This is a genomic window from Flavobacteriaceae bacterium (assembly GCA_003443635.1).
Lineage (GTDB): Bacteria > Bacteroidota > Bacteroidia > Flavobacteriales > Flavobacteriaceae > AU392.
Map to the genome: position 1 here is coordinate 785,840 of CP031964.1, position 23,191 is coordinate 809,030.

A 23,191-nucleotide genomic window follows, 5' to 3' on the forward strand; every position below is an offset into this window, starting at 1 on the left:
GATATTTGAATGAACTAATAGTATTAACCATTTATAGCTTCAACAGAAGAAATTTTTCCTTTAAGCATCTCCTTAAGCATATTTTCTATACCATTTTTTAAGGTAAAAGTTGAAGACGGGCAACCACTACATGCTCCTTGTAAAATAACTTTAACTATTTTTGTATTTGCATCATAAGATTGGAATTCAATATTACCACCATCACTAGCAACAGCAGGCTTTACATATTCGTTAAGAATGTTTACAATGTCTTTAGAAGTATCATCTAAAGTTTCAAAATGTGCTTCTTTTTTAGCTTCAGTATTTTTTTTAAACTCTGGAGTATCTGCTAAAATAATAGGATCACCACTTTCGATATAACTTTTAATAAATTCTCTTAATTCCATAGTAATATCATTCCATTCAGCAATATCATATTTGGTGACAGAGACATAATTCTCATCAATAAATACATTTTTTACAAATGGAAAATGAAATAATTTTATAGCAAAAGGAGATGATTTAGCTTGATCTATAGATGTAAATTCAAACATAGTCGGAACTAGTTTTTTGTTCGCTACAAACTTAATAACAGATGGGTTTGGAGTGCTTTCAGCATAAACGGTTACAGCTGTTTTTTTAATAGCTGTATTATTGGTTTCTACAACAATACCACCTTCATTTAAATAGGTTTCTATCTGAGAAGAAACCTCCTCTTGAACATCTTCCCACGCTACAATGTCGTAACGCTCTATAGCGATAAAATTACCAGAGATGTATATTTTTTTTACAAAAGGTAAATAAAATAATTGCTGTGCTAAAGGTGAAGATTTAGCTTCGTCGATATTATTAAATTCAAAACTCTCGTATTGGGTTAAAAATATATTGGCTTCAAATTTTAATATTGAAGCATTGCTAGTTTCTATAATAGAGATGTTAATTTTAGACATTGCATTTATTTTATGCAAAAATAAAAACATAATAGGGATAATATAACTTTTTAACTAAATAATAAAGGCGTTTAATCGGTTAATTACACTATTAAACTTTTTATTATATAGTGCTAATAAAAAAATTATATATTTGATAATATGCACGAATACGCATAGTTATGCGTTATTGATAATGTATTAATTATTTTTTAATTAAATGGAATTTAAAAAATACTATTTTTTCTTATTAGTTACTTTATATTTCTCTTTTGCGAATGGGCAAGAAGGGATTCCGATTTACTCAGATTATTTAACAGATAATTATTACTTATTACACCCTTCTACGGCAGGAATTAGTATTAATGGGAAAGCAAGATTAACTGCAAGACAGCAATGGTTTGGAGTAGACGATGCACCTAGTTTACAAACATTAAGTGTTAATAGTCGTATAGGTGATACAGCTTCTGGTGTTGGAGGTATTGTATATAATGATAGTAATGGTTTTCATTCACAATCTGGAGGATATTTAACCTATGCACATCATGTTTTATTATCACGAAATCCAGTAGATTTAAATATGATTTCTTTTGGGCTAAGTGCAGGATTTATACAATATAGGTTAGATGAAACTTCTTTTTTATCTCAAGGATTTGATAGGCTTATCACAGGTACTCAAGTTAGTGCAACAAATTTTAATATTGACTTAGGATTTTCATATCACTTTTTAGATTTCTATACGCACTTTACAGTTAAAAATGTTTTAGAAAACGACGGTGTAAACTTTAATGAGCAAGGATTTAGTTTTAATAACTTAAGAACTTATATCGCATCACCTGGATATGTTTTTAGTAGCATTAATAGTGATTGGAGTTATGAACCTTCAGTATTATTTGCATATAGAGATGCTACAAAAGAATCTTTTGCAGATTTTAATTTTAAAGTTTATAAAGAAACATATTATGGTAAAATATGGGCAGGGATTTCTTATAGAAGAAGTTTTGATGGTGCTGAGTTTTTAAATGGCTCTGGAGTTAGTAGTCAAAAACTACAATTTTTTACACCATTATTAGGTGTTAATTATAAAAAGTTTGTTTTCGCATATACATATTCATATCAAGCTAATTCTGTGGTATTTACTAACGGAGGCTTTCATCAAATAACATTAGGAATAAATTTTGGGAATACTCGAGAAAAATGGGATTGTAATTGTCCTAGTGTAAATTAAAATGCTATTGATATTTCGTTAATAAAAAAAGGCATAACCCATAGTTATGTCTTTTTTTATTATAAAATTTAAAATGAGGGAACTCTTAGTATTAATTAGTAAACGTATGTTTTGAATGCGTAAAATGAACGATTAGATATTAAAAAGTAGAGTTTATAAAAATTCTCGTTTTATTTTATCACGTAAAGTGCGTATGTTTACTAACTTACAATACAAAATGATACGATTTTATAAATATATATACGCTTTTGTGATATGCTTTTTTTCATTGACATCGTATGCCCAAATAATAGATAAATCTCAGAACGAAGAAAACTTTATAGTTAGAGGATCTGTTGTAAACAATGAAACGAATGATCCTATAGCAAATGTAGCTATTGAAGTAAATACAGGGAAATATACAAGAACAGACAATTCAGGGCAATTTCGAGTACAAGTTAAAATTGGAGATCAATTAATTATTAGGCATAGCGATTTTAATACGGTTTATTATACGATTAAAAGTAATGAGCGCATTCAGGTAAGAGTAAAGTCAGATATTTATCGTTCAAAAAATAAATCTAGTATATCTTCAAAAGAGTTTAAATCATTAATAGATTCTGTAGATGTTTATTTTAAAGAAAATGTAGAAAAAAGCATTGACTTTATTGGAGAAGCATTAAAGATTTCTTCATCTAAAAGAGAAAATGCAGAAGCTTATGAGGTTTTAGCAGATATATATTTTGAATGGAAGCAATTTGACCTTGCCATATCCAATTATAAAATCAGTCTTCAAAATGAAATTTCTAATGAAGTAAGTTTAAAACTTGCAAAAGCCTATAATTTTTATGGAGATTATGATGAAGGAATTGACATATATTTAAATATAGATGTAAAAACACTATCTAATTGGCAATTAGTTGTTTTTTATGAAGGTATAGGAGATTTATATTTTAAAAAAAATGACTATGAAATAGCTATTTCTAATTATAAAAAAAGTTTAGCAGTTGCTGAACAGCATAAGATTACACCTAAAATAACAGACTTAAATTCTAAAATCGCAAAAACATATGATGCAAATGGAGAGCAGGGGAGAGCAAAAGGCTTTTTTAATAATGCATTAAACTTAGCAGCACAAGAAAGCGAAAAACGAGAAGTTGAAGAAAAAGTTACTGTAGCAGATTTTCAAAATAAAAATAGAGCATATAATCAAGAGATAAAATTAAGAAAACAAATATTACAAGTTGTAGAAAATATTGAATTAGATTCTGTTTTTGATAATGAAAGTGCTTTAACACCACAAAAACAAAATTATAAAATAGGTAATGCCTATGCATTGCAAGAAAACTTTGAGGAGGCTATTCCATATTTTGAGAAAAGTATTGAAGAAGCAAATAATAGAGAGGACATACTTATAGAAAAAGAAGCCACTAAAAAACTAGCTGAAGCTCAAAGAGATGCTGGAGATACGGAAGCGGCACTATCTTCTATTAAAAAATATGAAATACTTGTAGACGAATTGTATATTAAAAAAGAACAAGAAATATCTCGAGCAGCACGTATTTCAAAAGATTTAATTACAAAACAAAACAGGATTTTAAGTTTGGTAAAAGATAGAGAACTTTCAGAGAGTAATTATCAACTTACAGAAGAACAGAATAAGAATCAGAAAATTATTATTTATTCCTTAATTGGAGGGTTGTTTCTTTTACTTATGAGTGCTTATGCAATGATTAAATATATAAAACAGCAACAGTTAACAAATAATTTATTAGCATTAAAATCTTTAAGAAGTCAAATGAATCCTCATTTTATTTTTAATGCTTTAAATTCAGTGAATAGTTTTATTGCTACTAGCGATGAACGTTCAGCGAATAAATATTTATCAGATTTTTCTTTGTTAATGAGAGCAGTATTGGAAAATAGTGAAGAGAGTTTTATTTCCTTAGAAAAAGAAATCGAATTATTACAACTTTATACCAAGTTAGAACATTCAAGATTTAAAGATAAATTTGAATACTCGATAGTAGTTGACAAAGATGTAAAAGTCGAAGATTTTCAAATTCCACCAATGCTCTTGCAGCCCTATATTGAAAATGCCGTGTGGCATGGTTTGCGTTATAAAAAAGAATTAGGGTATTTAAATATTACAATTTCCCAAAGAGAAAAAGATAAGCTTGAAATTGTAATAATAGATAATGGTATTGGAAGAGAAAAGTCTAAAGCTTTAAAAACTGAGCATCAACAAAAGCAAAACTCAAAAGGAATGAGTACTATTAAAAAACGTGTCACTATTTTAAACAAGATGTATAAAAATAGAATAGATATAAATATTGATGACTATCAAAAAACAGGAGATATTGGCACAAAAGTAGTAGTAACTATTAAAAAAAATTAAATGCAGTTAAAATCAATCATTGTTGAAGATGAAGAGACAAGTCGGGAAATTTTAAAGAATTACCTTAAAAAGTATTGTCCTAGTGTTAAAGTTTTAGGAGAGGCATCTCATATAGACGAAGCTTTGCTACTAATAAAAAAGCACGAATTAGACCTTGTGTTTTTAGATGTAGAAATGCCTTATGGTAATGCTTTCGACCTACTCGAAAAAATAGAGGAAATAAATTTCGAGACAATTTTTGTAACAGCATATAATCATTATGCAATAGAGGCATTAAATATGCATGCATCGTATTATTTAATGAAGCCCATTGCAATAGACGAACTTATTAAAGCAGTAGATTATGTTTTAGAAATAAAAATAAAAGAAGATGCGTTGCAAGATCAAGTTTTAATCTCTAAAACAAATACTGTAAATGGAAAGATAACAATCCCACAACAAAATGGGTTTGAGGTTATAGAAACGGCTTCAATTTTGTATTGTAAAGCAGATGATAATTATACCGAGATATACCTCAATAACAACAAAAAAAAGTTAGTTAGTAAGACTTTAAAATATTTTGAAGACATTTTAATTGATAGTAGTTTTGCAAGAGTACATAAATCTTATTTGGTAAATGTAAATGAGATTGTAAAGTATTTGAAAGGAAAAGGTGGAAGTGTTGTGTTGAGTAATGGTCAGGAAATTATGGTTTCTGCATCCCAAAAATCTAATCTATTATCTTATTTTAAATAAAAACTATGATTATAAAGCCAGTTAAAGGAAAAAAACCAGAAATAGCAGATGATTGTTATATTGCTGAGAACGCAACGATTTTGGGAGAAGTGTCAATTGGAGAACAGTGTAGTATATGGTTTAATGCAGTTATTAGAGGCGATGTAAATTATATTAACATAGGAAATAAAGTTAATGTTCAGGATGGAGCTGTTATTCATGCAACTTATAAAACAGCTCCAACAAATATTGGAAACAATGTATCTATTGGACATAATGCAATTGTTCATGGATGCACTATACATGATGATGTGTTAATAGGTATGGGAAGTATTGTTATGGATAATTGTGTAATCGAAAGTAATAGTATTATAGCTGCGGGTGCTGTGGTCACAAAAAATACTAGAGTTGAAGCTGGAAGCATTTATGCTGGTATACCTGCTAAAAAAGTGAAAGATATTAGTCAAGAATTAATTTCTCATGAAATTAATAGGATTGCAGATAATTATATAGAATATTCTAGCTGGTTTAGAGAGTGATTTAATTATTATGTAATCGTGTCTTTCAGAAGATTAATTAGCTCCTCTGCAGATGAAATTTTATTTATTTCACTTGTATTTAAAATAACTTCTAAATTAACATGCTCTTTTTTTAAAATTATAGGGTAAGTATAATTAGTATTGGGGTAAAGTTTTAAAAATTCATCAATGTGATAGAATTTTATATCTAGATTACTATTAATTTTAAAAGCTTTCCAAATCTTATTTTCAGAAAATGTACCGTGTGTTAGCATACATAGATTACAAGTATAAGTTTTAGGGCTAAATAATTTATGACCAATATCAAACAAAGTATTTATAGTCCCTGAATTCGCATTATATATAAACAAAAGAGTATGCATCATTTTTATGACGATATATTATCATAAAGCTAACAATCTAAAAATCTAAATATAATACATCAAGATTGTTATTATTCAAAAGAGATGAGAGTACTCCAGTAGATGTATTTGTGTAAAAAATGGAATTTCCCAAATTTGATGTTTCGGTATTTAATAAATTGTAAGATTTTAAAACTGATTTAGTTTGTTTTGCTACAGCTTCTCCAGAATCTATAATTTGTATATGGTGTGGTAGTAATTCTGAAAGTAGAGGTATTATATAAGGATAATGAGTACATCCTAAAACTAGATAATCGATATTAGCATCTAACATAGGTTGTAAATATTCTTTTAATAGTAATTTCATATCGACAGATTCTGACTTTCCTTCTTCTATTAAAGTAACAATCCCTTCTCCTATTTGCTCTATAACTTGTATGTTATTGGTATATAGATTGGTAGTTTTATGAAATAGCTCACTAGCTAATGTGCCTTTAGTAGCTAAAATACCAATTGCATTTGTTTTAGTTTGTAAAGCAGCAGGCTTTATAGCTGGTTCGATTCCAATAATAGGAATATTATAAGAATTTCGAAGTGTTTTTATGGCATTTGTAGTTGCAGTATTACAAGCAACTATAATGAGTTTACAATTATTTTTTATAAGCAGTTCTGTATTTTTAATACTTAATTTAAGTATCTCTTCAGGGGATTTATTACCATAAGGAGCATATTTACTATCTGCAAGATAAATAGTATTTTCATAAGGCAGTAATTGGCAAATTTCTTTCCAAATAGAAGTTCCTCCAACACCAGAATCAAAAATACCTATAGGTTGTTTACTCATTTCTCACAAAAATAAAAAAGCTGCCTTAATAAGACAGCTTTAAATTATAATTTTAAAATGTAATTTTTTAGATGCCTAATTCTTTTTTAACATCAGCCATTAAATCTTTACCTTCAGCCATAATTAAACCTGGACTATCCATTACATATTGAAATCCTTGCGCTCTAGCTACTTTTTGTATAGCTGCTACTGCTTTTTCACTAATAGGATTTAAAAGATCGGCTTGCTTTTTTTGAATATCTTGAGCTCCTTTTTGTCTAAATTGTTGAATGCTTTGTTCCATAGTCAATAACTCTTGTTGACGTTTTTGATTTTCTTCATCAGTTTTAGTAGAAGCTTCTTCTTGATATTGCTTAGCTTTATTTTGATATTCAGTTACTATACCTTTTAAATCTGTGTCTAAAGTAGTTGCAAATTTTTCAGCTTCAGCTTGAGCTGCCTTATATTCTGGCATTGCAGCTATAAGTTCTTGAGTATTAATATGAGCAATTTTACTCTGTGCGTTCATAAGACTCATTCCACCAATAAAAAGTGTAATTGCTAATAAAGTAGTTTTTAAATGTTTCATTTTTAAGTAATTGTATTATAAATTGTTGTTTTAATTATTGTTTTTTGTTGAAGTGCTATCTTTAGCTTTTTGCTCTTCAAGTTTCTTTTTCCTAGCTTTTTCTCTAGCTTCTAATATTTTCTTTTTCTTTTCTTCTAATGCCTTTTTACGAATTTCTTTTGGGCTTAATTTTTTTGTTTTTTCTTCTCCTACTGTTCCAGTTTTCTTTTCTTTTTCAACTTTTGCTTTTTTAGCACGATCCTCTAATATTTTTTTCTTTTTTTCTTCTAAAATTTCTTTTGGACTTAATTTTTTTGCTGAATTTGTTTCTACAGAGTTTTCTTTATCATTTTTAATTTCTGATTCTAAATTTACCCCTTCTTTTTTAGCTTTCTTTGCATTAGCTTTTTCTTCTCTAGCTTTTGCTCTCTCTTCAGCTATTTTCTTTTTCTTTTCTTTTAAAGCTTCTTTTTTTGCAGCTCTTTCTGCTAACCAATCTTCTTGTTCTTTTTTTCGCTGTGCTTTTCTGTCTGCCAATATTTTGGCTCTTGATTCTTTACTAGTGTCAACTCCTCGCTCTTTTTGAGACGCTTCACGTTCTTCTAAATCCTTTTGTATATCATCTTCTTTTTCAGCAACTTTTCTTTCTCTTCTACTTTCCGCTTGTTTACGATTTGAAGATCTAGTGATTAAACTTAAAACACGATCACTTATATTAAATCTATCTGCAGAGTATAACATAGTAGCTTCAGATTTATCTAAAATATAATCATAATTCCTAGTAGCAGCTATTTCTTGAACAGCATTAAATATTTGATCTTGAACAGGCTGCATTAATTGACGCCGTTGAATTATTAAATCGCCGTTTGGGCCAAATCTTTTTTGTTGATAATCTAAAATTTCTTTTTCTTCAATATCAATTTCTTCTTGACGTTCTTCAATGAGTTCTTTAGTTAATAAAATACTTTCACTACTTAACTGTTTCTTTTTTTGATCAAGGTCAGTTAGTCGAATTTCAATTTCACTTTTCCATTTTTGAACTTTAATTTCTAATTGAGATGAAGCTTCTTGGAATTCAGGTACGTTCTGTAATATATATTCTGTATCTATATAACCAATTCTAATAGATCTTTGTGCAGAGATAGATGAACACACAAATAATAACAATAAAAAAAGAACTTTGATTTTTACATATTTAATAGTAGTCAATTTCATATTATAAACGTTAATACTTAGAAAAAACGTAATTTAAACTAAGTTTTGGATTCTTCAAATAAACGAAATAAATCCTGAAAAATTTTAACACATTATTAAATAGTTATTATGCTTATAGAAAATACCGTGCCAAAAATTAAAACTGTTGTCCAATTATAAAATGGGTCTCCCAACCGTTTTTCTGAGTTTGCCCTGGCAATGGATCAAAACCATGACCAAAATCAATCCCCAATAATCCAAAAGTTGGTAAAAATATTCGTATTCCAGCACCAGCTGATCTGTTTACATTAAATGGATTAAAATCTCTAAAGTTTTCGTATGCATTACCAGCTTCTAAGAATCCTAATGCATATATTTTTGTTTGTGCTTCTAAAACTAGCGGATATCGTAGCTCTAAAGAAAATTTATTATATATAGCACTACCGTCTTGAGGAGTTAATGTGTTATTTCCATAACCCCTTAAACCGACAGTTTCTCTACCTTGAAGATTTCCCCCTTGACCTAATCCATCTCCTCCTAAGAAAAAACGCTCAAAAGGAATAATCCCTCTGTCATTATTGTATGCTCCTAGAAACCCAAACTCAAAACTTGGACGTAATATTAATTTTTTAGTTAATTGTGTGTACCAAAGACCTTTAAAGGTGATTTTATAAAACTCTAAGAAATTAAAACGCTCTTGATCTATTTCTGATCTTCGATCTAATAAACCTGTATTTGTAGGATCATTTATTAAATCAGATTCTATCTGATCTCTTTCTTCTCTAAGTGCTCCATAATCTACACCATTAAAAAGAGAATATGGTAGTGAAAACTTACCTGTAAGACTAAAATCTGATCCGCCTTCAGGATAAATAGGATCAAAAAAGGTACTTCGTCTATTTAAACTAACAGTATAAGCTAAATTATTTGATGATCCATTACCGAATGTAAATAACTGCGAGTTAAAATTCTGTAATTCAATATTCTGAAAACTTACAGCTTGAGATAATACGAAAAAATCATCAGGGGCAGTCAATTTTTTTGCAATACCGAAACTAATACCTGTAATGCCAAATCTACTATCTCTATTAGCATCTCTAGTTAAAGGATTGAATTGAAATTGAGTAGATCTGGATATCGAAGCTGAGAAGTTAACAGGTTTTTTACCACCTAACCAAGGTTCTGAAAATGATAAACTATAAGTCTGGAAAAAACGACTAGCTTGTAATCGTAATGCAAAAGTTTGACCATCTCCTCTAGGGACTGGTTTATATGCTTCCTTTTTAAAAATATCTTTAATTGCGAAATTATTAAAGGATAGGCCTAAAGTCCCGATAAAACCACCGCCACCAAATCCTCCTTGTAATTCAATTTGGCTAGATCCCTGTTCTACTACAGAAAATTCTAAGTCTAAAGTACCATCAACTTGATTAACATTTTTGAATTCAGGAGCTATTTGTTGGGCATCAAAAAAACCTAATTGACCTAATTCTCTAATAGTACGTACTACATTTGCTTTACTGTATAACTGCCCAGGACGAACTCTTAATTCTCTATAGATAATTCTATCATTAGTAATTTCATTTCCAATTACATTTACGTTATTAAGATAAGCAGGTTTCCCTTCTACAATCCTAATTTCCATATCTATAACGTTACCTTCTGTTCTAGTTTCTACAGGGGTTATACGTGAAAATAAATATCCAGAATTTTGATATAAATTTGTTAAATCATTTCCATCAGGTCTAGTTTGATCTTCAATTCGTTTTTGTAATTCAACTCCATTATAAGTATCTCCCTTATTAATCCTTAAAACCGAATTTAATTGTTCATCAGTATAAACAATATTTCCTAGAAATTTTACATCTCCATAAGTGTATTTTTCACCTTCGATTAAGTTTATATTGAGACTGATTGTATTATTATCGTTTTTAATTAATGAGTCAGAAACAATTCTAGCATCTCTATACCCAAGTTCTTTATACTTATCTACAATACTAACTAAATCTTCTTTAAAATTATCTTCAATAAATTTTGAGCGTTTATAAAACCTAAGAAAATTCTTTCTTTTGGTTTTTTTCATTGCTTTTCTAAGTCTTTTATTACTTATTTTTTCATTACCGTTAAACGTAATTTTCTTTATTTTTATTTTTTCGCCTTTATCTATATTAACAGACATGTTAACCCTTCTGATTTTTACAGAATCATTGAGTTCTGAGGTGTTAATGATAACTTTTGAATTTAAAAATCCTTTTTCACGATATTTATTTTCTAAAAAATTCTTAGTAGTTGTCAAAAGATTCTCTGTCACCTTAACACCTGTCTGTAATTTATTTTCTTTTATAATATCATCAAACTTAGACTTTTTAACACCAGTTATAGTTAAATCTTTAAGTTGAGGTAAGTCAGTAATTTCAATCTCAAGAGATATTGAATCTCCTTCAATTTTTGTAACAAATATTTCAACACTACTAAAAAGCTTAGATTCCCATAATTTTTTAATAGCACGGGTAGTTTCTTTACTGCTAGGAAGAATTATTTCTGTACCTATTTTTAATTCAGAGAACGCGATTATAGTTTGAGCACTATAATTAGTATTCCCTGATACAGTTATATCTGTTATTTTATATGTTTTTCCATCTTCAATACCTGTAGCTTGTGCAGATATTTTTAAACTAATAAACAATAAAAATATAAATATAAAGCGGATGATATATGTTTTCAATAGTTGTATGTTATTTAAGTTGCTCACTAGTTTTTCCAAACCTTCTCTCTCTTTGTTGATAGTTTAAAATGGCTTTATATAAATCTTTTTTTTCAAAATCAGGCCATAATACGTCTGTAAAATACAATTCAGCATATGCTATTTGCCATAATAAAAAATTACTAATACGTTGTTCTCCACTTGTACGAATTAATAAATCTACATCTGGTAACCCATTCGTGTAAAGATGCTCATTTATTAGCGATTCATCAATTTTTTCTGGCGAAATTATATTATTTTTAACTTTAATGGAAATTTGTTTTATAGTATTTATTAATTCATTTCTAGAACCATAACTTAAAGCTACAGTTAGTGTCATTCTATCATTATCTTTAGTTAATTCTATAACATCATTTAATTCCTTGTAAACCTTTGTCGGTAAGGAATTCAAATCACCAATTGCATTAAGTTTTATGTTATTGTCATGCAAACTTTTCATTTCTTTTCTCAGTGAAGAAATTAATAGTTTCATGAGTGTTTGAACTTCAATTTTTGGTCTATTCCAATTTTCTGTAGAAAAGGCGTAAAGTGTTAAATTTTTAACGCCTAGCTCAGCAGATCCTTCTACAACTTGTTTTACAGCTTTAGCTCCATTTTCGTGACCAAATACTCTTAACTTACCTCTTTGTTTTGCCCATCTACCATTGCCATCCATGATAATTGCAATGTGCTTGGGCATAGTATGTTTTTGTATTTCACGTTTAATGTCCATATCAATCGTTACAATAACAGGGTTTTCGTCCAAACGTGTAAGTTAAAGTAATTCCGGAAAATACATACCAGTCGTTATTGTTTATATTTCCAAACCTAAAACTTGCTAAATCACTATCACTAGGATCACTACCATCTATATTGTCAGAAAAAGTATATCTGGCACCGATTTCTGCGGCTAAAATAAAATGATAAGCAAATCTAGTTTTTATTCCTAAAGTTAATGGAATACCAATTGCTAAATTTGAAGAATCTCCATCAATAAGATTACCACCATTGTCAAAATAAAAATCTTCGTGGCTGAGAAGACTAATTCCTGAATATAAATAAGGTGTAAATTTGGTCTTATCATCATGCAAATTAAAATCAAGAAAAGTAAACTCTAAGCCAGCAGATGCTTCAAAAACATTAGAATTAAAGGATAAACCTCTTTGTTCTCTTCGTGGATCGTCTGATTTTGTATCTATAGCTTCAATATCAGAAAAAAGTAATGATAATCTCCAAGAGTGACGCGGGCTTCTATTCCATTTCACAATACCTCCAAATGCGAATTGATTTGGTGATATAAAATTTGTTCTACCTACATCTCCAATGAAATTACTTCCACCCAAAAACACCCCAACTTCATAAATTTGAGAGTAACTAATCTGATAGGATAAAACACTCATAATTAAGACGAATAAATACCTCATAATGCCCAAAAGTTTGCAAATATAGTAAATAAGATTTGGCTATAATAATTTGCTGTTTAGTATTAGAGATAAACAGAATTAAAACAATTTTATTGTTTAATTCCTCTTATCTTCACCCCATAACAATTTCTTTCTTAAAGTCTTTAAAAAGCTTTCGTTATTTAATTCTATCATTCTAATTTTAAAAGGCGCTTTTTTTATGGTGATATTCGTTTCGTTATCTAAAGTTGCGATTCTAGAATCTAAAGAGACTAAGTGATTTGTTTCTCTTCCAGTAACTTTTAATTTTATTTCTGTAATATCAGGTATTATTAATGGTCTTGCATTTAAATTATGAGGAGCTATTGGTGTTAATACAAAATTTTCAGAATCTGGCATAATAACTGGTCCGCCACAACTTAATGAATACCCTGTAGATCCGGTAGGAGTAGAGATGATTAAACCATCTGCCCAATAAGAAGTTAAATATTCGTTATTTAAACTTGTTTCAATCGTAATCATAGAGGTGGTATTTTTACGACTTACAGTGATTTCGTTTAACGCAACATTAAAATCAAGAATATCTGTATTTTCTGGAGAAGTACTAACGCTTAATAATGTTCTTTCAGATATCTTATAGTTTTTATTTAAAATAGCATCTATGGCTTGTCTTATATTATTTTCTTGAATAGTGGCTAAAAATCCTAATCGCCCAGTATTTATACCTATTACTGGTATAGATAAATCTCTAATATATGTGATAGTTCTTAAAATAGTTCCGTCACCTCCAATGCTAATTAATAAATCAAATGAAGAATCTAAAACCTTAAAAGTTTGAATATTTGTCTTACTAAACTTATAACCACTTTCTTTTTTGATAGAATAGAAATATGAATCTTCAACAAAAATCGAAATATTTTTCTCTTTTAAGATATCTAAAAGCGTTTTAATTGTAGCTTTTGAATTTTCATTGAAGTATTGTCCGAAAATTGCAAGTTTCATAAATTACAAGTTTAGATATTTATCTAAATAATCTGAACGTTCTTTTAAACTACTTATAAAGGAATCGTCAGCGTGTCCCGAAATAATATTGTAACCATATCGCCTAAAAGATTGAATAATTTCATTTAAACCTGAATGACCTATCTTTATGGTGAGTTGAACTATATCGTTTTGAATTCTAGAAATAAATAACCCTAACAACTTAGCGTTATTAGATTCTATAATTTGGCTTACCTCGCTAAACGAATAATCATTATATCCTTTTTCTATAATTAATAAACCTCCAGGCTCTGAAAAAAAAGGCGTTTTTTTAAACAATGAGATAATATCGTTAAGCTCGTAATACCCTAAGTACACATTTTTATTATTTAAAACTGGCATTATGTTAGTGTCATTTTGAGCAAAAACCTCTAAAATATCTAACCATAAGGTGCTTTCTCTAATATAGAACCCTTCAAGCGAATGAAGAGTGTCACTAATAAGTTGTTCGGAATCAAAACAATGCGCATCGGTTTCAGAAATACAACCTATATAAATACCGTCTTTTTGTATAGGGATGTGAGAATAGGTTAATTGATTAAATAACTCTTGAGCACTACCAATTTTATCATTAACATTAAGAGGTTTAATATCATTTATAATGTAGTCACTTATAGCCATATTGTTTTTATAAAACGTTACTGCAAATTAATCAAAAATATAAACATTAAGCCTAACTTACTTTGTATTTTTGCGTTTTAAAATTTTTAATAATGACAAAGCTTAGCGTAAATATAAATAAGATTGCAACTTTAAGAAATTCAAGAGGAGGAAATACTCCTAATGTAATGCAATTTGCTAAAGATGTTCAAGAATTTGGAGCCCAAGGCATAACAATTCACCCGAGGCCAGACGAAAGACATATACGCTATCAAGATGCTTACGATTTAAAACCTATTGTATATACAGAATATAATATTGAAGGAAATCCTATTCCAAAATTCGTAGATATGGTTTTAAAAGTTAAACCAACACAAGTTACTTTAGTGCCAGATGCTGTTGATGCTATTACCTCAAATGCAGGGTGGGATACAATAAAACATAAAGATTTTTTAATTGAAATGATTAAAGAATTCAAGCAAAATGGAATTAGAACTTCAGTTTTTTTAAATCCAGATCTAAATCAAGTTGAAGGGGCTAAACAAATAGGGACAGATAGAATTGAATTGTATACTGAGACATTTGCACATCAATACAGTTTAGGAAATGAAAAAGCTATAAAACAGTATACTGAATGTGCGATTTTGGCGAATTCGTTAGAATTAGGAATTAATGCAGGGCATGATTTATCGTTAGAAAACATTAAATTTTTTAAAGAAAACATTCCTAATTTGTTAGAGGTTTCAATAGGCCATGCATTAATTTCAGAAAGCCTGTATTTGGGGATTGAAAATGTTATAAATATGTATTTACATAAATTAAAATAATGACATTACATTCTAATATATTAGGAGAAGGGAAACCGTTTGTAATTCTTCATGGATTCCTTGGAATGAGCGATAATTGGAAAACTCTGGGTAAGCGATTTAGTGATGAAGGATATGAAGTGCATTTAGTAGATCAACGAAATCATGGGAGAAGTTTTCATAGCGATGAATTTAATTACGAATTATTAGCTGAAGATTTAAAACATTACTGTCAAACTCACCAATTAAATGATATCGTGTTATTAGGTCATTCAATGGGAGGGAAAACAGCAATGTTTTTTGCTGCAGAATATCCAGAATGGGTTTCTAAGTTAATTATTGCAGATATATCTCCTCGTTTTTACCCTGTACATCATGATGCCATATTAAATGGATTATCATCATTAGATTTTAATGTGTTAAAAACTAGAAAAGAAACCGAAATGCAATTGGCAACTTACGTAACTGAGTTTGGTGTGCGTCAGTTTTTATTAAAGAATTTATATTGGATTGAAAAAGGGCAATTAGCACTTCGTGTTAATTTACAAGTTTTAAAAAATAATGTTGAAGAAGTAGGAGAAGCACTTCCAATTTATTCAAAATTTGAAGGAGATACACTTTTTCTTCGTGGTGATAGATCAGAATATATTACTTCTCAAGATGAGCCCATTATAAAAACACAATTTCCAAAAGCTACAATTGCTACAATACAAAATGCAGGGCACTGGTTACATGCAGAAAATCCGATCGATTTTTTTGAAGAAGTTATGAGTTTTATAAGTAAGTAGCCAAACAACTCAACCTTATCAGTAAAAATTAAAATAATTACACTATTAAATATAGTGTAAATGTTAAAGTTTTAAGGGGGTGTGAAATTATTGTATTAACAACCAATAAGTTACAATAAAAACAAAATTTCTCTTAAAATATTCTGTTTTTAGAATTTTAAAATGCAAAATATATTCTGTAGGTTTATACTGTATTAAAAAAACGAATTATAAACTTACCCTACATATAATTCTTTATATGTGATTTTAAAGTGCAGTTTACTCGATATGATTAATAGTTCCCTAATTAGCTGTTTTAATAGCATTTTAAATATTTAATTTTAAAAACAAAAATGTAAATGAAACAACACAAACCTATTTTAAGCATTTTCATAGTATTATTTCTATTATTAGCAGGCTGTACACAAGATGATACGCCTCTAGAAATTGCTCAAGAAGAACAAGAGATTTTTCAAACTGCAAACTCAGAAGATGTATTAAATCTATTTAAACCATTAAGTGTTAATACTGAAAGTATTCAAACTGAAACTTCCTATGAAACTTCAGAAACAAATAATTCGGCTTTTGTGATTCCAGATGTAGAACAAATGACTCAAGAAGAGTTAATTAATAGCGATCAATTAATTACTGTAATTCCAGCAACTACACCTACTATTGAAAGGAGCTATAGTCGCATGTTAGCTATTAATGTTAATGGAGAATTACAAACGATTGTTTTTACAATGATTCCTAATCAATCATCTACCGATGATGAATTTAATGGTAAGTATTATGTAAATGATTTGGAAGGTAATTTAATTAACGAATATAATGTAGAGGATGGATTAGTAGTGGATAATATTTCTACAGAAGAAACTATAGCATCCTCAGTAAGCCAATCTAGTACAATAGAAGAACTAGATGCAGTAGATGTAGGAACTGCATTTAATACGGTAATTAATTTAGACCTTTTGTTTGTTGATTCAAGAGGGCCAGATAGTCTTTCTGATCTTGATAATGCAGAGCCAGTAATGTTTTTTACTGGCGGTGGTGGCTCCCCTTCTGGTGATGACAATAATCCTACGGACTGTTCACCTGGATTCCATTTTGACAGAATTCTTAACAGATGTGTAGCAGACCAACAACAGTTAACTACAGACGAAAAAAACTGTAACGACCTTAATGCGCTTATTGCAGATGCTACCCATACAATTACACCACCAGCAACATCTGTTAAAAGTGCCATAAATAATTTAAAAGGTTTTGCAGATAATAATCTAGATATAGGTGCTGTAGAGCGTGGCTCAACACTAAATCACAGTGGTTCATTAACCCAAAGTGCTAGAGCGGTACCAAATGGTGATCTTACCAGAATTAGATATACCAATGCTGGTATAGCCACCTTTGGTGCTATACATTTACATCCTAATAATGGAGTGGCACACCCTATGTTTTCGGCAGGTGATATTTTTAACCTGTTTGAGTTTTCCAGGGATTATAATAATGGTGTTGTATTAGATTTTTCGATATTTACATTAATTGTAGTAACCTCACAAGGAGAGTATGCCTTAAAAATTAACGACCCTATTAAATTTTCAAGACTTGGTGCTATTTTTGCTACCAGAAATGATGAAGGAGATTCTTCATATAAAAAATTTATAAGAAGGGGAGGGAATGCATATGGTAATTTTCAAGATGCTCGTGGTCGCCCTAACGGTGGTGCAACAAGCTATGAAGAAGCATTTTTAGAATTTCTTGAAGATGAAGATTTAGGAATTAGCTTGCATAAAGCCAGTGATGATTTATCTGGTTGGACAAAATTAACCCTAAGTGGTGATGCCTTTAGCCCCGTTACAGATACCCCTTGTAATTAAAAATCAATAAAAAATTTAATAATACTATATTATGAAAAATTTAATACTACTACTCATAACACTAGCAAGTTTATCTTGCAAAGCACAAAGCCCAGTTTACGGGATTTCCGAACGAGTGAAGCTATCTCCTAATAGTTATAATAAAGATATAGATAACGATTTAAACAAATTTGAAGGGACTTGGGTGTATCAGAACGGAACAACTTCATTTACTATTGTATTCCAAAAACTCGTACAATACTTTAATGGAGATTGGTATGAAGATAAACTTATTGGTAGTTATAAATATATAGAAAATGGCACAGAATTAGTTAATTATCTTCCATCATTTTCAACATCTAAATTTACAATTGATGGAAATACTGTAAAAGTAAAAGAAAGTTTGCCCATAATATGTAATGATTGTTCTCTTAATGAGCGACGTATTGAATTATATTTTCAAGATACAGAAAGAAGCTATCTCTCCTCTAAGATAATAATTCGTTATGTTAATGACAATGGGGTAGATAAAATTCAAGCACATTTGTATGGATTTGGACCATACATCCCACCTAGTGATGATGCACCTGATAGTATAAGAGTTCCTTATGGAGATTATGTGTTAATCAAACAATAAGTTATAAAGTAACTACGGCAAAAACATATAATTTTTGCCGTAGCTTTATTATGAAAAATTTAATACTACTACTCATAACAATTGCAAGTTTATCTTGCAAAGCACAAAGCCCAGTTTACGGTATTTCTGAACGAGTGAAGCTATCTCCTAATAGTTATAATAAAGATATAGATAACGATTTAAATAAATTTGAAGGAACTTGGGTATATCAAATCGGCAGTACCAAATTTACGATTGTTTTAGAAAAATTAATTCAAGATTTTAATGGAGATTGGTATGAAGATGTACTTGTTGGAAATTATAAGTATGTAGATAATGGTTCACCAGTTTTAGATTATTTACCTGAATCAATTAATAATAAACATTACGTTTGGGGAAATACCGTCAAAGTAAAAGAAGGTTTACCTATATGTAATGATTGCCCTCTTAACGAGCGACGTATTGAATTAGAAATTCAAGACACAGAAAGAAGTTACCTTACCTCTAGAATTATATTACGTTATGTTAACGACAATGGGGTGGAAAAAATTCAAGCGCATTTGTATCCTTATGGACGCAGAATTATACCACAAGGGGGTTATACAAATACAAGAGTTCCTTATGGGGACTATGTGTTAACTAAACAATAAATTGTAAAGTAGCTGCAGCAAAAATTTTATGTTTTTGCTGTAGTTTTTAATATGAAAAATTTAATACTACTACTCATGACAATGTGCAGGTTATCAATTAGCTTATAAAATATATGTTTTAGTAAAACAGTAACAATAGCTAACGCTCTCAAAAACATACGTTTTTGAGAGGACTTAATTTATAATGCTCAATCTATGATATAATAGCAATATATGTTGTAGTTTTAATTATAAAAAATGTAATATTACCACTATGAAATTATTCTCGACCCTTTTGATTTTTATGTTTTGTTTTCACGCAGCATATTCCCAGCAAAATGGCCCTTTTAAAGAATACCACGATAATGAACAACTTAAAACTGAAGGTCAATACTTAAATAAAATACGTGTTGGAGATTGGAAAGATTATTATAAAAGTGGTGAGTTATCTAAAACGTATACATATCATAATGGGAAGCCAATAGGAGAATGGAAAAGCTATTATAAAAATGGACGATTAGCAAGCAAATATATTTATGATGTTAACGGAAAGAGAAAAAAAGAGCATGTGTCTTATTATGAAGACGGTTCTTTATCTAATATAACTAATTTAGAAAACGGAGTATATATTACAAGAGGGTATTACGATAGCAGTAAATTAAAATATGTGAGGCAGTTTGAAAGTGGTTATTATAAAGAGTTCCTTGAAGATGGAACGCTTTTAATTGTATCCAATTATTTAAATAATGAGCTTTCCGGTTCTTGGAAACGCTATTATAAAAATGGTACAGTTGAGTGGGATGTTACTTATGAAAACGGTTATAGAAATGGTAAGTATAGAAGCTTTTATGAAAGTGGTCAATTAAAAGTAGATGGTACAATTAAAAATGAGAAAAAAAATGGTAAAGAATTTAGATATCTAGAAAATGGACAATTGAATTGGAAAGGTAATTATACAGGAGGTTTATTAGATAAAAATTGGATAAAATTTGATGCAGACGGTAATGAAATTGAAAAAATTAAATTTAAAAAAGGAGCTCTACTTGATCCAAATTTAAATTCTAAATTAACTCAAACAGATGTGCCGGACGGAGTATTTCTAAAAGTTCCTTATCACCCAGATTGCGAAAAAATTTATGGTAATAAAGCGAGAAAAAAATGTACAAGTGATAAAGTAACTAAGTTTGTTACTAGAAAATTCAATATTAATTTGGTAAAAGGTACTAATTTATATGGGAAAGAACGAATTTTAGTCTTTTTTAAAATAAATGAAACAGGCTCTGTAATAGAGGTAAAAGCAAAAGCGCCACATCTTTTTTTAGAAAATGAAGGCGTGAGAGTTATAAACTTACTTCCAAAATTCAAACCAGGCACTCAAGGGGGTGAACCAATTACTATGCCTTATACTTTACCTATTCTCTTTACAGCTAATTAGTAATAATGCTATTATGAAATTTTTCTCAACCCTATTTACTTTTATTATTTGCTGCCAAATAGCATCTTCCCAACAAAATGGCCTATATAAAGAATACCATGATAACGGACAACTTAAAACCGAAGGTGAATATTTATATAAAAAACGTATTGGTGATTGGAAAAACTATTATGATAATGGACAAGTATCTAGCCTTTATAGTTATACAAACGGAAAACAAAATAAAGAATCTACGGCTTACTTTAAAGATGGCTCTTTAAAGTATATAACTAAAAAAGAAGGAAACGTTTATATTACTAGGGGCTATTATGATGATAGTGGTAAGTTAAAATTTGAAAGAGAGCACACAAGTGGGTATTTTAAACAGTTTTTTGAAAATGGACAATTACTAGTTGAAACTAATTATTTAAATAACCAATTATCAGGTACTTGGAAACGTTATTATGAAAATGGAAATATAGAATGGGAAGTAGTTTATACCAAAGGTTATAAAAACGGAACTTATAAATGTTTTTATAAAAGCGGGCAATTAAAATTAGAAGGCAATACCAGAGAAGGTAAAAAAGAAGGGGAGGAGAAAAGATACAGTGAGAATGGAATATTAAAATGGAAAGGGGATTATAAAAAAGGAAAATTTAATAAGCTTTGGGTAAAATATGATGTAAATCAAAACGAGGTTGAAAGTATTAAATTTAAAAATGGAAAAGTTATTAAAGGGAAAGTTGTGCCAACCCTCATAGATATTCCTGAAGGAAGTTTTGAAAGAGTTCCATTATACCCTGGCTGTGAGGAAGATATAAATAATGAGACGAGAAAAAAATGTATGAGTGATAAAATAACGCAATTGATTTTCAAGAACTATAATCTTAATTTAGCGAGAAATACTGGGCTCTATGGAGTTCAGAGAACTAAAGCTTACTTTAAAATTGATAAGACAGGATCTATTATAGATATAAAAATAGAAGCTCCACATTCTATTCTAAAAGTAGAAGCAGAAAGAGTGATAAAGTTGTTGCCTAAAATGAAACCAGGTATTCAGTGGGGAGAACCAGTAACTGTACCTTATGCCTTTCCTATTGTTTTTCGAGTTCAATAATTTTTAAGCTTGTTATACTAATAATTATCAATGACTTAAAACTATTGCTGAGTTGCAAAAAAATATGTACTTTTGCAGCCCAATTTTCATATTTAAAAAGCAATGAATATTACAAGAGAAAACGTTGACACTTTAAATGCAGTAGTAAAAGTAGATATCACAAAAGAAGATTATAGTGATAAGGTTGATAAAATTTTATCAGATTACCGTAAAACAGCAAATATTCCTGGATTTAGAAAAGGACATGTACCTATGGGAATGGTAAAAAAGCAATATGGTAAGGCTGTTTTAATTGATGAAGTTAATAAACTTATTCAAGATGCTCTTGGTAAATATTTAACAGAGGAAAAATTAGATGTTCTAGGTAACCCATTACCTAAAGCACAAGATGATTTAAATTGGGATGATGATAATTTTTCTTTTGAATTTGAATTAGGTTTAGCACCACAATTTGAAGTTACTGTAAAGGGGAAAAAAGCAATCACGCAATATAAAATTGTTGCAGATGATAAAATGATTAATGACCAGTTAGAGAATATTCAAAAACAATATGGGAAGTTAGTTTCTAAAACAGAAGTTGCTGAAGGAGATGAGATAACTGGAGTTTTTGCAAATGAAGAAAAAGGAATTGATAATTCTACAACAATTACTTTAGATAAAATAAAAGGAAAAGTAAACGCTAAAAAGTTTATAGGAGCTAAACCTGGAGATGTTATTACATTAAAATCTAAAGGATTATTTGCTGAAGAACAAGATGTCGTGAATTTATTAAAAGTAACATCTGATGAAGCTGCAAATTTAGATGTAGAGTTAACCTTTACAATTAATGAAGTTAATACTAGAGAACTTGCAGATTTAGATCAAGAGTTGTTTGATAAATTATTTGGAGAAGGAAATGTGAAATCTGTTACTGAACTTAAAGATAAAATTAAGGAAGATGCAGAGAAACAATTTGTTCAGCAATCAGATCAAAAATTATTAAATGATATTACAGAGTATTTAATTGATAATACAAAGTTTGATTTACCTGTTGAATTTTTACAAAAATGGATTCAAGCTGCTGGAGAAGAACCTTTAGATGAAACTCAAGCTAAAGAAGAATATGAGAAATCAGAAAAAGGAATGCGTTATCAGTTAATCGAAGGACGTATTATGGCAGACAATAACCTTCAAGTAAATTTTGAAGATATTAAGGAGTATTCAAAACAAATGATTAAAACTCAAATGGCTCAATTTGGACAGTTAAACCCTTCAGATAAAGAGTTAGAAGATATCTCTGCTAGAGTATTATCTAATCAAGATGAAGTAAAACGTTTATCTGAGCAGGTTGTAAGCCAGAAATTGTTAGAATTTTATAAGGAAAATGCAAACTTGAAAACTAAAGAACTTACATACGAGAAATTCGTCAAAGAAGTTTACGGATCATAGTTTAAAAAATGATTATATTTAAGCGTTGAATTCTATAGAATTCAACGCTTTTTTATTGATAATAATTTTACACAAAAAAAAC

General features: G+C 29.3%; 22 protein-coding genes. 12 read left to right on the forward strand and 10 right to left on the reverse strand.

Features of this window, described 5'->3' with window-relative positions:
- Positions 1 to 23: 23 nt before the first annotated feature.
- Positions 24 to 929, reverse strand: coding sequence for a NifU family protein (locus D1817_03385; GenBank protein AXT18942.1), 906 nt, complete (start codon positions 927 to 929; stop codon positions 24 to 26).
- Between the two features lie 199 nt (positions 930 to 1,128).
- On the opposite strand from D1817_03385, the gene D1817_03390 reads away from it, so the two are divergent.
- From D1817_03390 to D1817_03405, 4 genes are all read left to right on the forward strand, one after another.
- On the forward strand, positions 1,129 to 2,136 hold the full coding sequence (locus D1817_03390; protein AXT18943.1) for a type IX secretion system membrane protein PorP/SprF: 1,008 nt from the start codon (positions 1,129 to 1,131) through the stop codon (positions 2,134 to 2,136).
- Between the two features lie 217 nt (positions 2,137 to 2,353).
- The gene (locus tag D1817_03395; protein ID AXT18944.1) at positions 2,354 to 4,513 is read left to right on the forward strand and encodes a sensor histidine kinase; all 2,160 of its coding nucleotides are present in this window, start codon (positions 2,354 to 2,356) and stop codon (positions 4,511 to 4,513) included.
- Positions 4,514 to 5,248: a DNA-binding response regulator gene (locus tag D1817_03400; protein AXT18945.1), complete on the forward strand. Its 735-nt coding sequence runs from the start codon at positions 4,514 to 4,516 to the stop codon at positions 5,246 to 5,248. It begins immediately after the preceding gene.
- Positions 5,249 to 5,253: 5 nt separating this feature from the next.
- Positions 5,254 to 5,766 (forward strand): gamma carbonic anhydrase family protein, encoded by a 513-nt coding sequence (locus tag D1817_03405; protein AXT18946.1) that lies wholly within the window; start codon positions 5,254 to 5,256, stop codon positions 5,764 to 5,766.
- Between the two features lie 8 nt (positions 5,767 to 5,774).
- Here the strand turns inward: D1817_03405 and D1817_03410 are convergent, their stop codons facing one another.
- The 9 genes from D1817_03410 to D1817_03450 form a co-directional block, all read right to left on the reverse strand.
- On the reverse strand, positions 5,775 to 6,128 hold the full coding sequence (locus D1817_03410; protein ID AXT21218.1) for a GTPase: 354 nt from the start codon (positions 6,126 to 6,128) through the stop codon (positions 5,775 to 5,777).
- A 37-nt stretch (positions 6,129 to 6,165) separates the two neighbouring features.
- Positions 6,166 to 6,951, reverse strand: a complete 786-nt coding sequence (gene murI / locus D1817_03415) for a glutamate racemase (protein AXT18947.1) — start codon at positions 6,949 to 6,951, stop codon at positions 6,166 to 6,168.
- 67 nt (positions 6,952 to 7,018) lie between these two features.
- Positions 7,019 to 7,519 (reverse strand): OmpH family outer membrane protein, encoded by a 501-nt coding sequence (locus tag D1817_03420; GenBank protein ID AXT18948.1) that lies wholly within the window; start codon positions 7,517 to 7,519, stop codon positions 7,019 to 7,021.
- 30 nt (positions 7,520 to 7,549) lie between these two features.
- Entirely contained in the window at positions 7,550 to 8,713 is a 1,164-nt protein-coding gene (locus D1817_03425) for an OmpH family outer membrane protein (GenBank protein AXT18949.1), read from the reverse strand.
- Positions 8,714 to 8,849: 136 nt separating this feature from the next.
- Positions 8,850 to 11,456: an outer membrane protein assembly factor BamA gene (locus tag D1817_03430; GenBank protein ID AXT18950.1), complete on the reverse strand. Its 2,607-nt coding sequence runs from the start codon at positions 11,454 to 11,456 to the stop codon at positions 8,850 to 8,852.
- Positions 11,428 to 12,168 (reverse strand): isoprenyl transferase, encoded by a 741-nt coding sequence (locus tag D1817_03435; protein AXT18951.1) that lies wholly within the window; start codon positions 12,166 to 12,168, stop codon positions 11,428 to 11,430. Before D1817_03435 ends, D1817_03430 begins: the two co-directional genes overlap by 29 nt.
- Position 12,169: 1 nt before the next feature.
- Positions 12,170 to 12,859: a hypothetical protein gene (locus tag D1817_03440; protein AXT18952.1), complete on the reverse strand. Its 690-nt coding sequence runs from the start codon at positions 12,857 to 12,859 to the stop codon at positions 12,170 to 12,172.
- 96 nt (positions 12,860 to 12,955) lie between these two features.
- Positions 12,956 to 13,840 carry an NAD kinase gene (locus tag D1817_03445; protein AXT18953.1) on the reverse strand — a complete coding sequence of 295 codons (885 nt, stop codon included), beginning with the start codon at positions 13,838 to 13,840 and terminating at the stop codon, positions 12,956 to 12,958.
- A 3-nt stretch (positions 13,841 to 13,843) separates the two neighbouring features.
- Positions 13,844 to 14,500: a CBS domain-containing protein gene (locus D1817_03450; GenBank protein ID AXT18954.1), complete on the reverse strand. Its 657-nt coding sequence runs from the start codon at positions 14,498 to 14,500 to the stop codon at positions 13,844 to 13,846.
- A 92-nt stretch (positions 14,501 to 14,592) separates the two neighbouring features.
- On the opposite strand from D1817_03450, the gene D1817_03455 reads away from it, so the two are divergent.
- The 8 genes from D1817_03455 to tig all read left to right on the forward strand — a co-directional run bounded on the left by D1817_03455 (position 14,593) and on the right by tig (position 23,109).
- The gene (locus D1817_03455) at positions 14,593 to 15,306 is read left to right on the forward strand and encodes a pyridoxine 5'-phosphate synthase (protein ID AXT18955.1); all 714 of its coding nucleotides are present in this window, start codon (positions 14,593 to 14,595) and stop codon (positions 15,304 to 15,306) included.
- Entirely contained in the window at positions 15,306 to 16,073 is a 768-nt protein-coding gene (locus D1817_03460; protein AXT18956.1) for an alpha/beta fold hydrolase, read from the forward strand. Before D1817_03455 ends, D1817_03460 begins: the two co-directional genes overlap by 1 nt.
- A gap of 338 nt (positions 16,074 to 16,411) precedes the next feature.
- Positions 16,412 to 17,926 carry a hypothetical protein gene (locus D1817_03465; protein ID AXT18957.1) on the forward strand — a complete coding sequence of 505 codons (1,515 nt, stop codon included), beginning with the start codon at positions 16,412 to 16,414 and terminating at the stop codon, positions 17,924 to 17,926.
- Positions 17,927 to 17,957: 31 nt separating this feature from the next.
- Complete coding sequence (locus tag D1817_03470; GenBank protein ID AXT18958.1) at positions 17,958 to 18,542, forward strand: hypothetical protein; 585 nt, start codon at positions 17,958 to 17,960, stop codon at positions 18,540 to 18,542.
- A gap of 50 nt (positions 18,543 to 18,592) precedes the next feature.
- On the forward strand, positions 18,593 to 19,171 hold the full coding sequence (locus D1817_03475; protein AXT18959.1) for a hypothetical protein: 579 nt from the start codon (positions 18,593 to 18,595) through the stop codon (positions 19,169 to 19,171).
- A 253-nt stretch (positions 19,172 to 19,424) separates the two neighbouring features.
- The gene (locus D1817_03480; GenBank protein AXT18960.1) at positions 19,425 to 20,585 is read left to right on the forward strand and encodes a hypothetical protein; all 1,161 of its coding nucleotides are present in this window, start codon (positions 19,425 to 19,427) and stop codon (positions 20,583 to 20,585) included.
- Between the two features lie 13 nt (positions 20,586 to 20,598).
- On the forward strand, positions 20,599 to 21,681 hold the full coding sequence (locus D1817_03485; GenBank protein AXT18961.1) for a hypothetical protein: 1,083 nt from the start codon (positions 20,599 to 20,601) through the stop codon (positions 21,679 to 21,681).
- A gap of 102 nt (positions 21,682 to 21,783) precedes the next feature.
- The gene (gene tig, locus D1817_03490; GenBank protein AXT18962.1) at positions 21,784 to 23,109 is read left to right on the forward strand and encodes a trigger factor; all 1,326 of its coding nucleotides are present in this window, start codon (positions 21,784 to 21,786) and stop codon (positions 23,107 to 23,109) included.
- Positions 23,110 to 23,191: the final 82 nt, after the last annotated feature.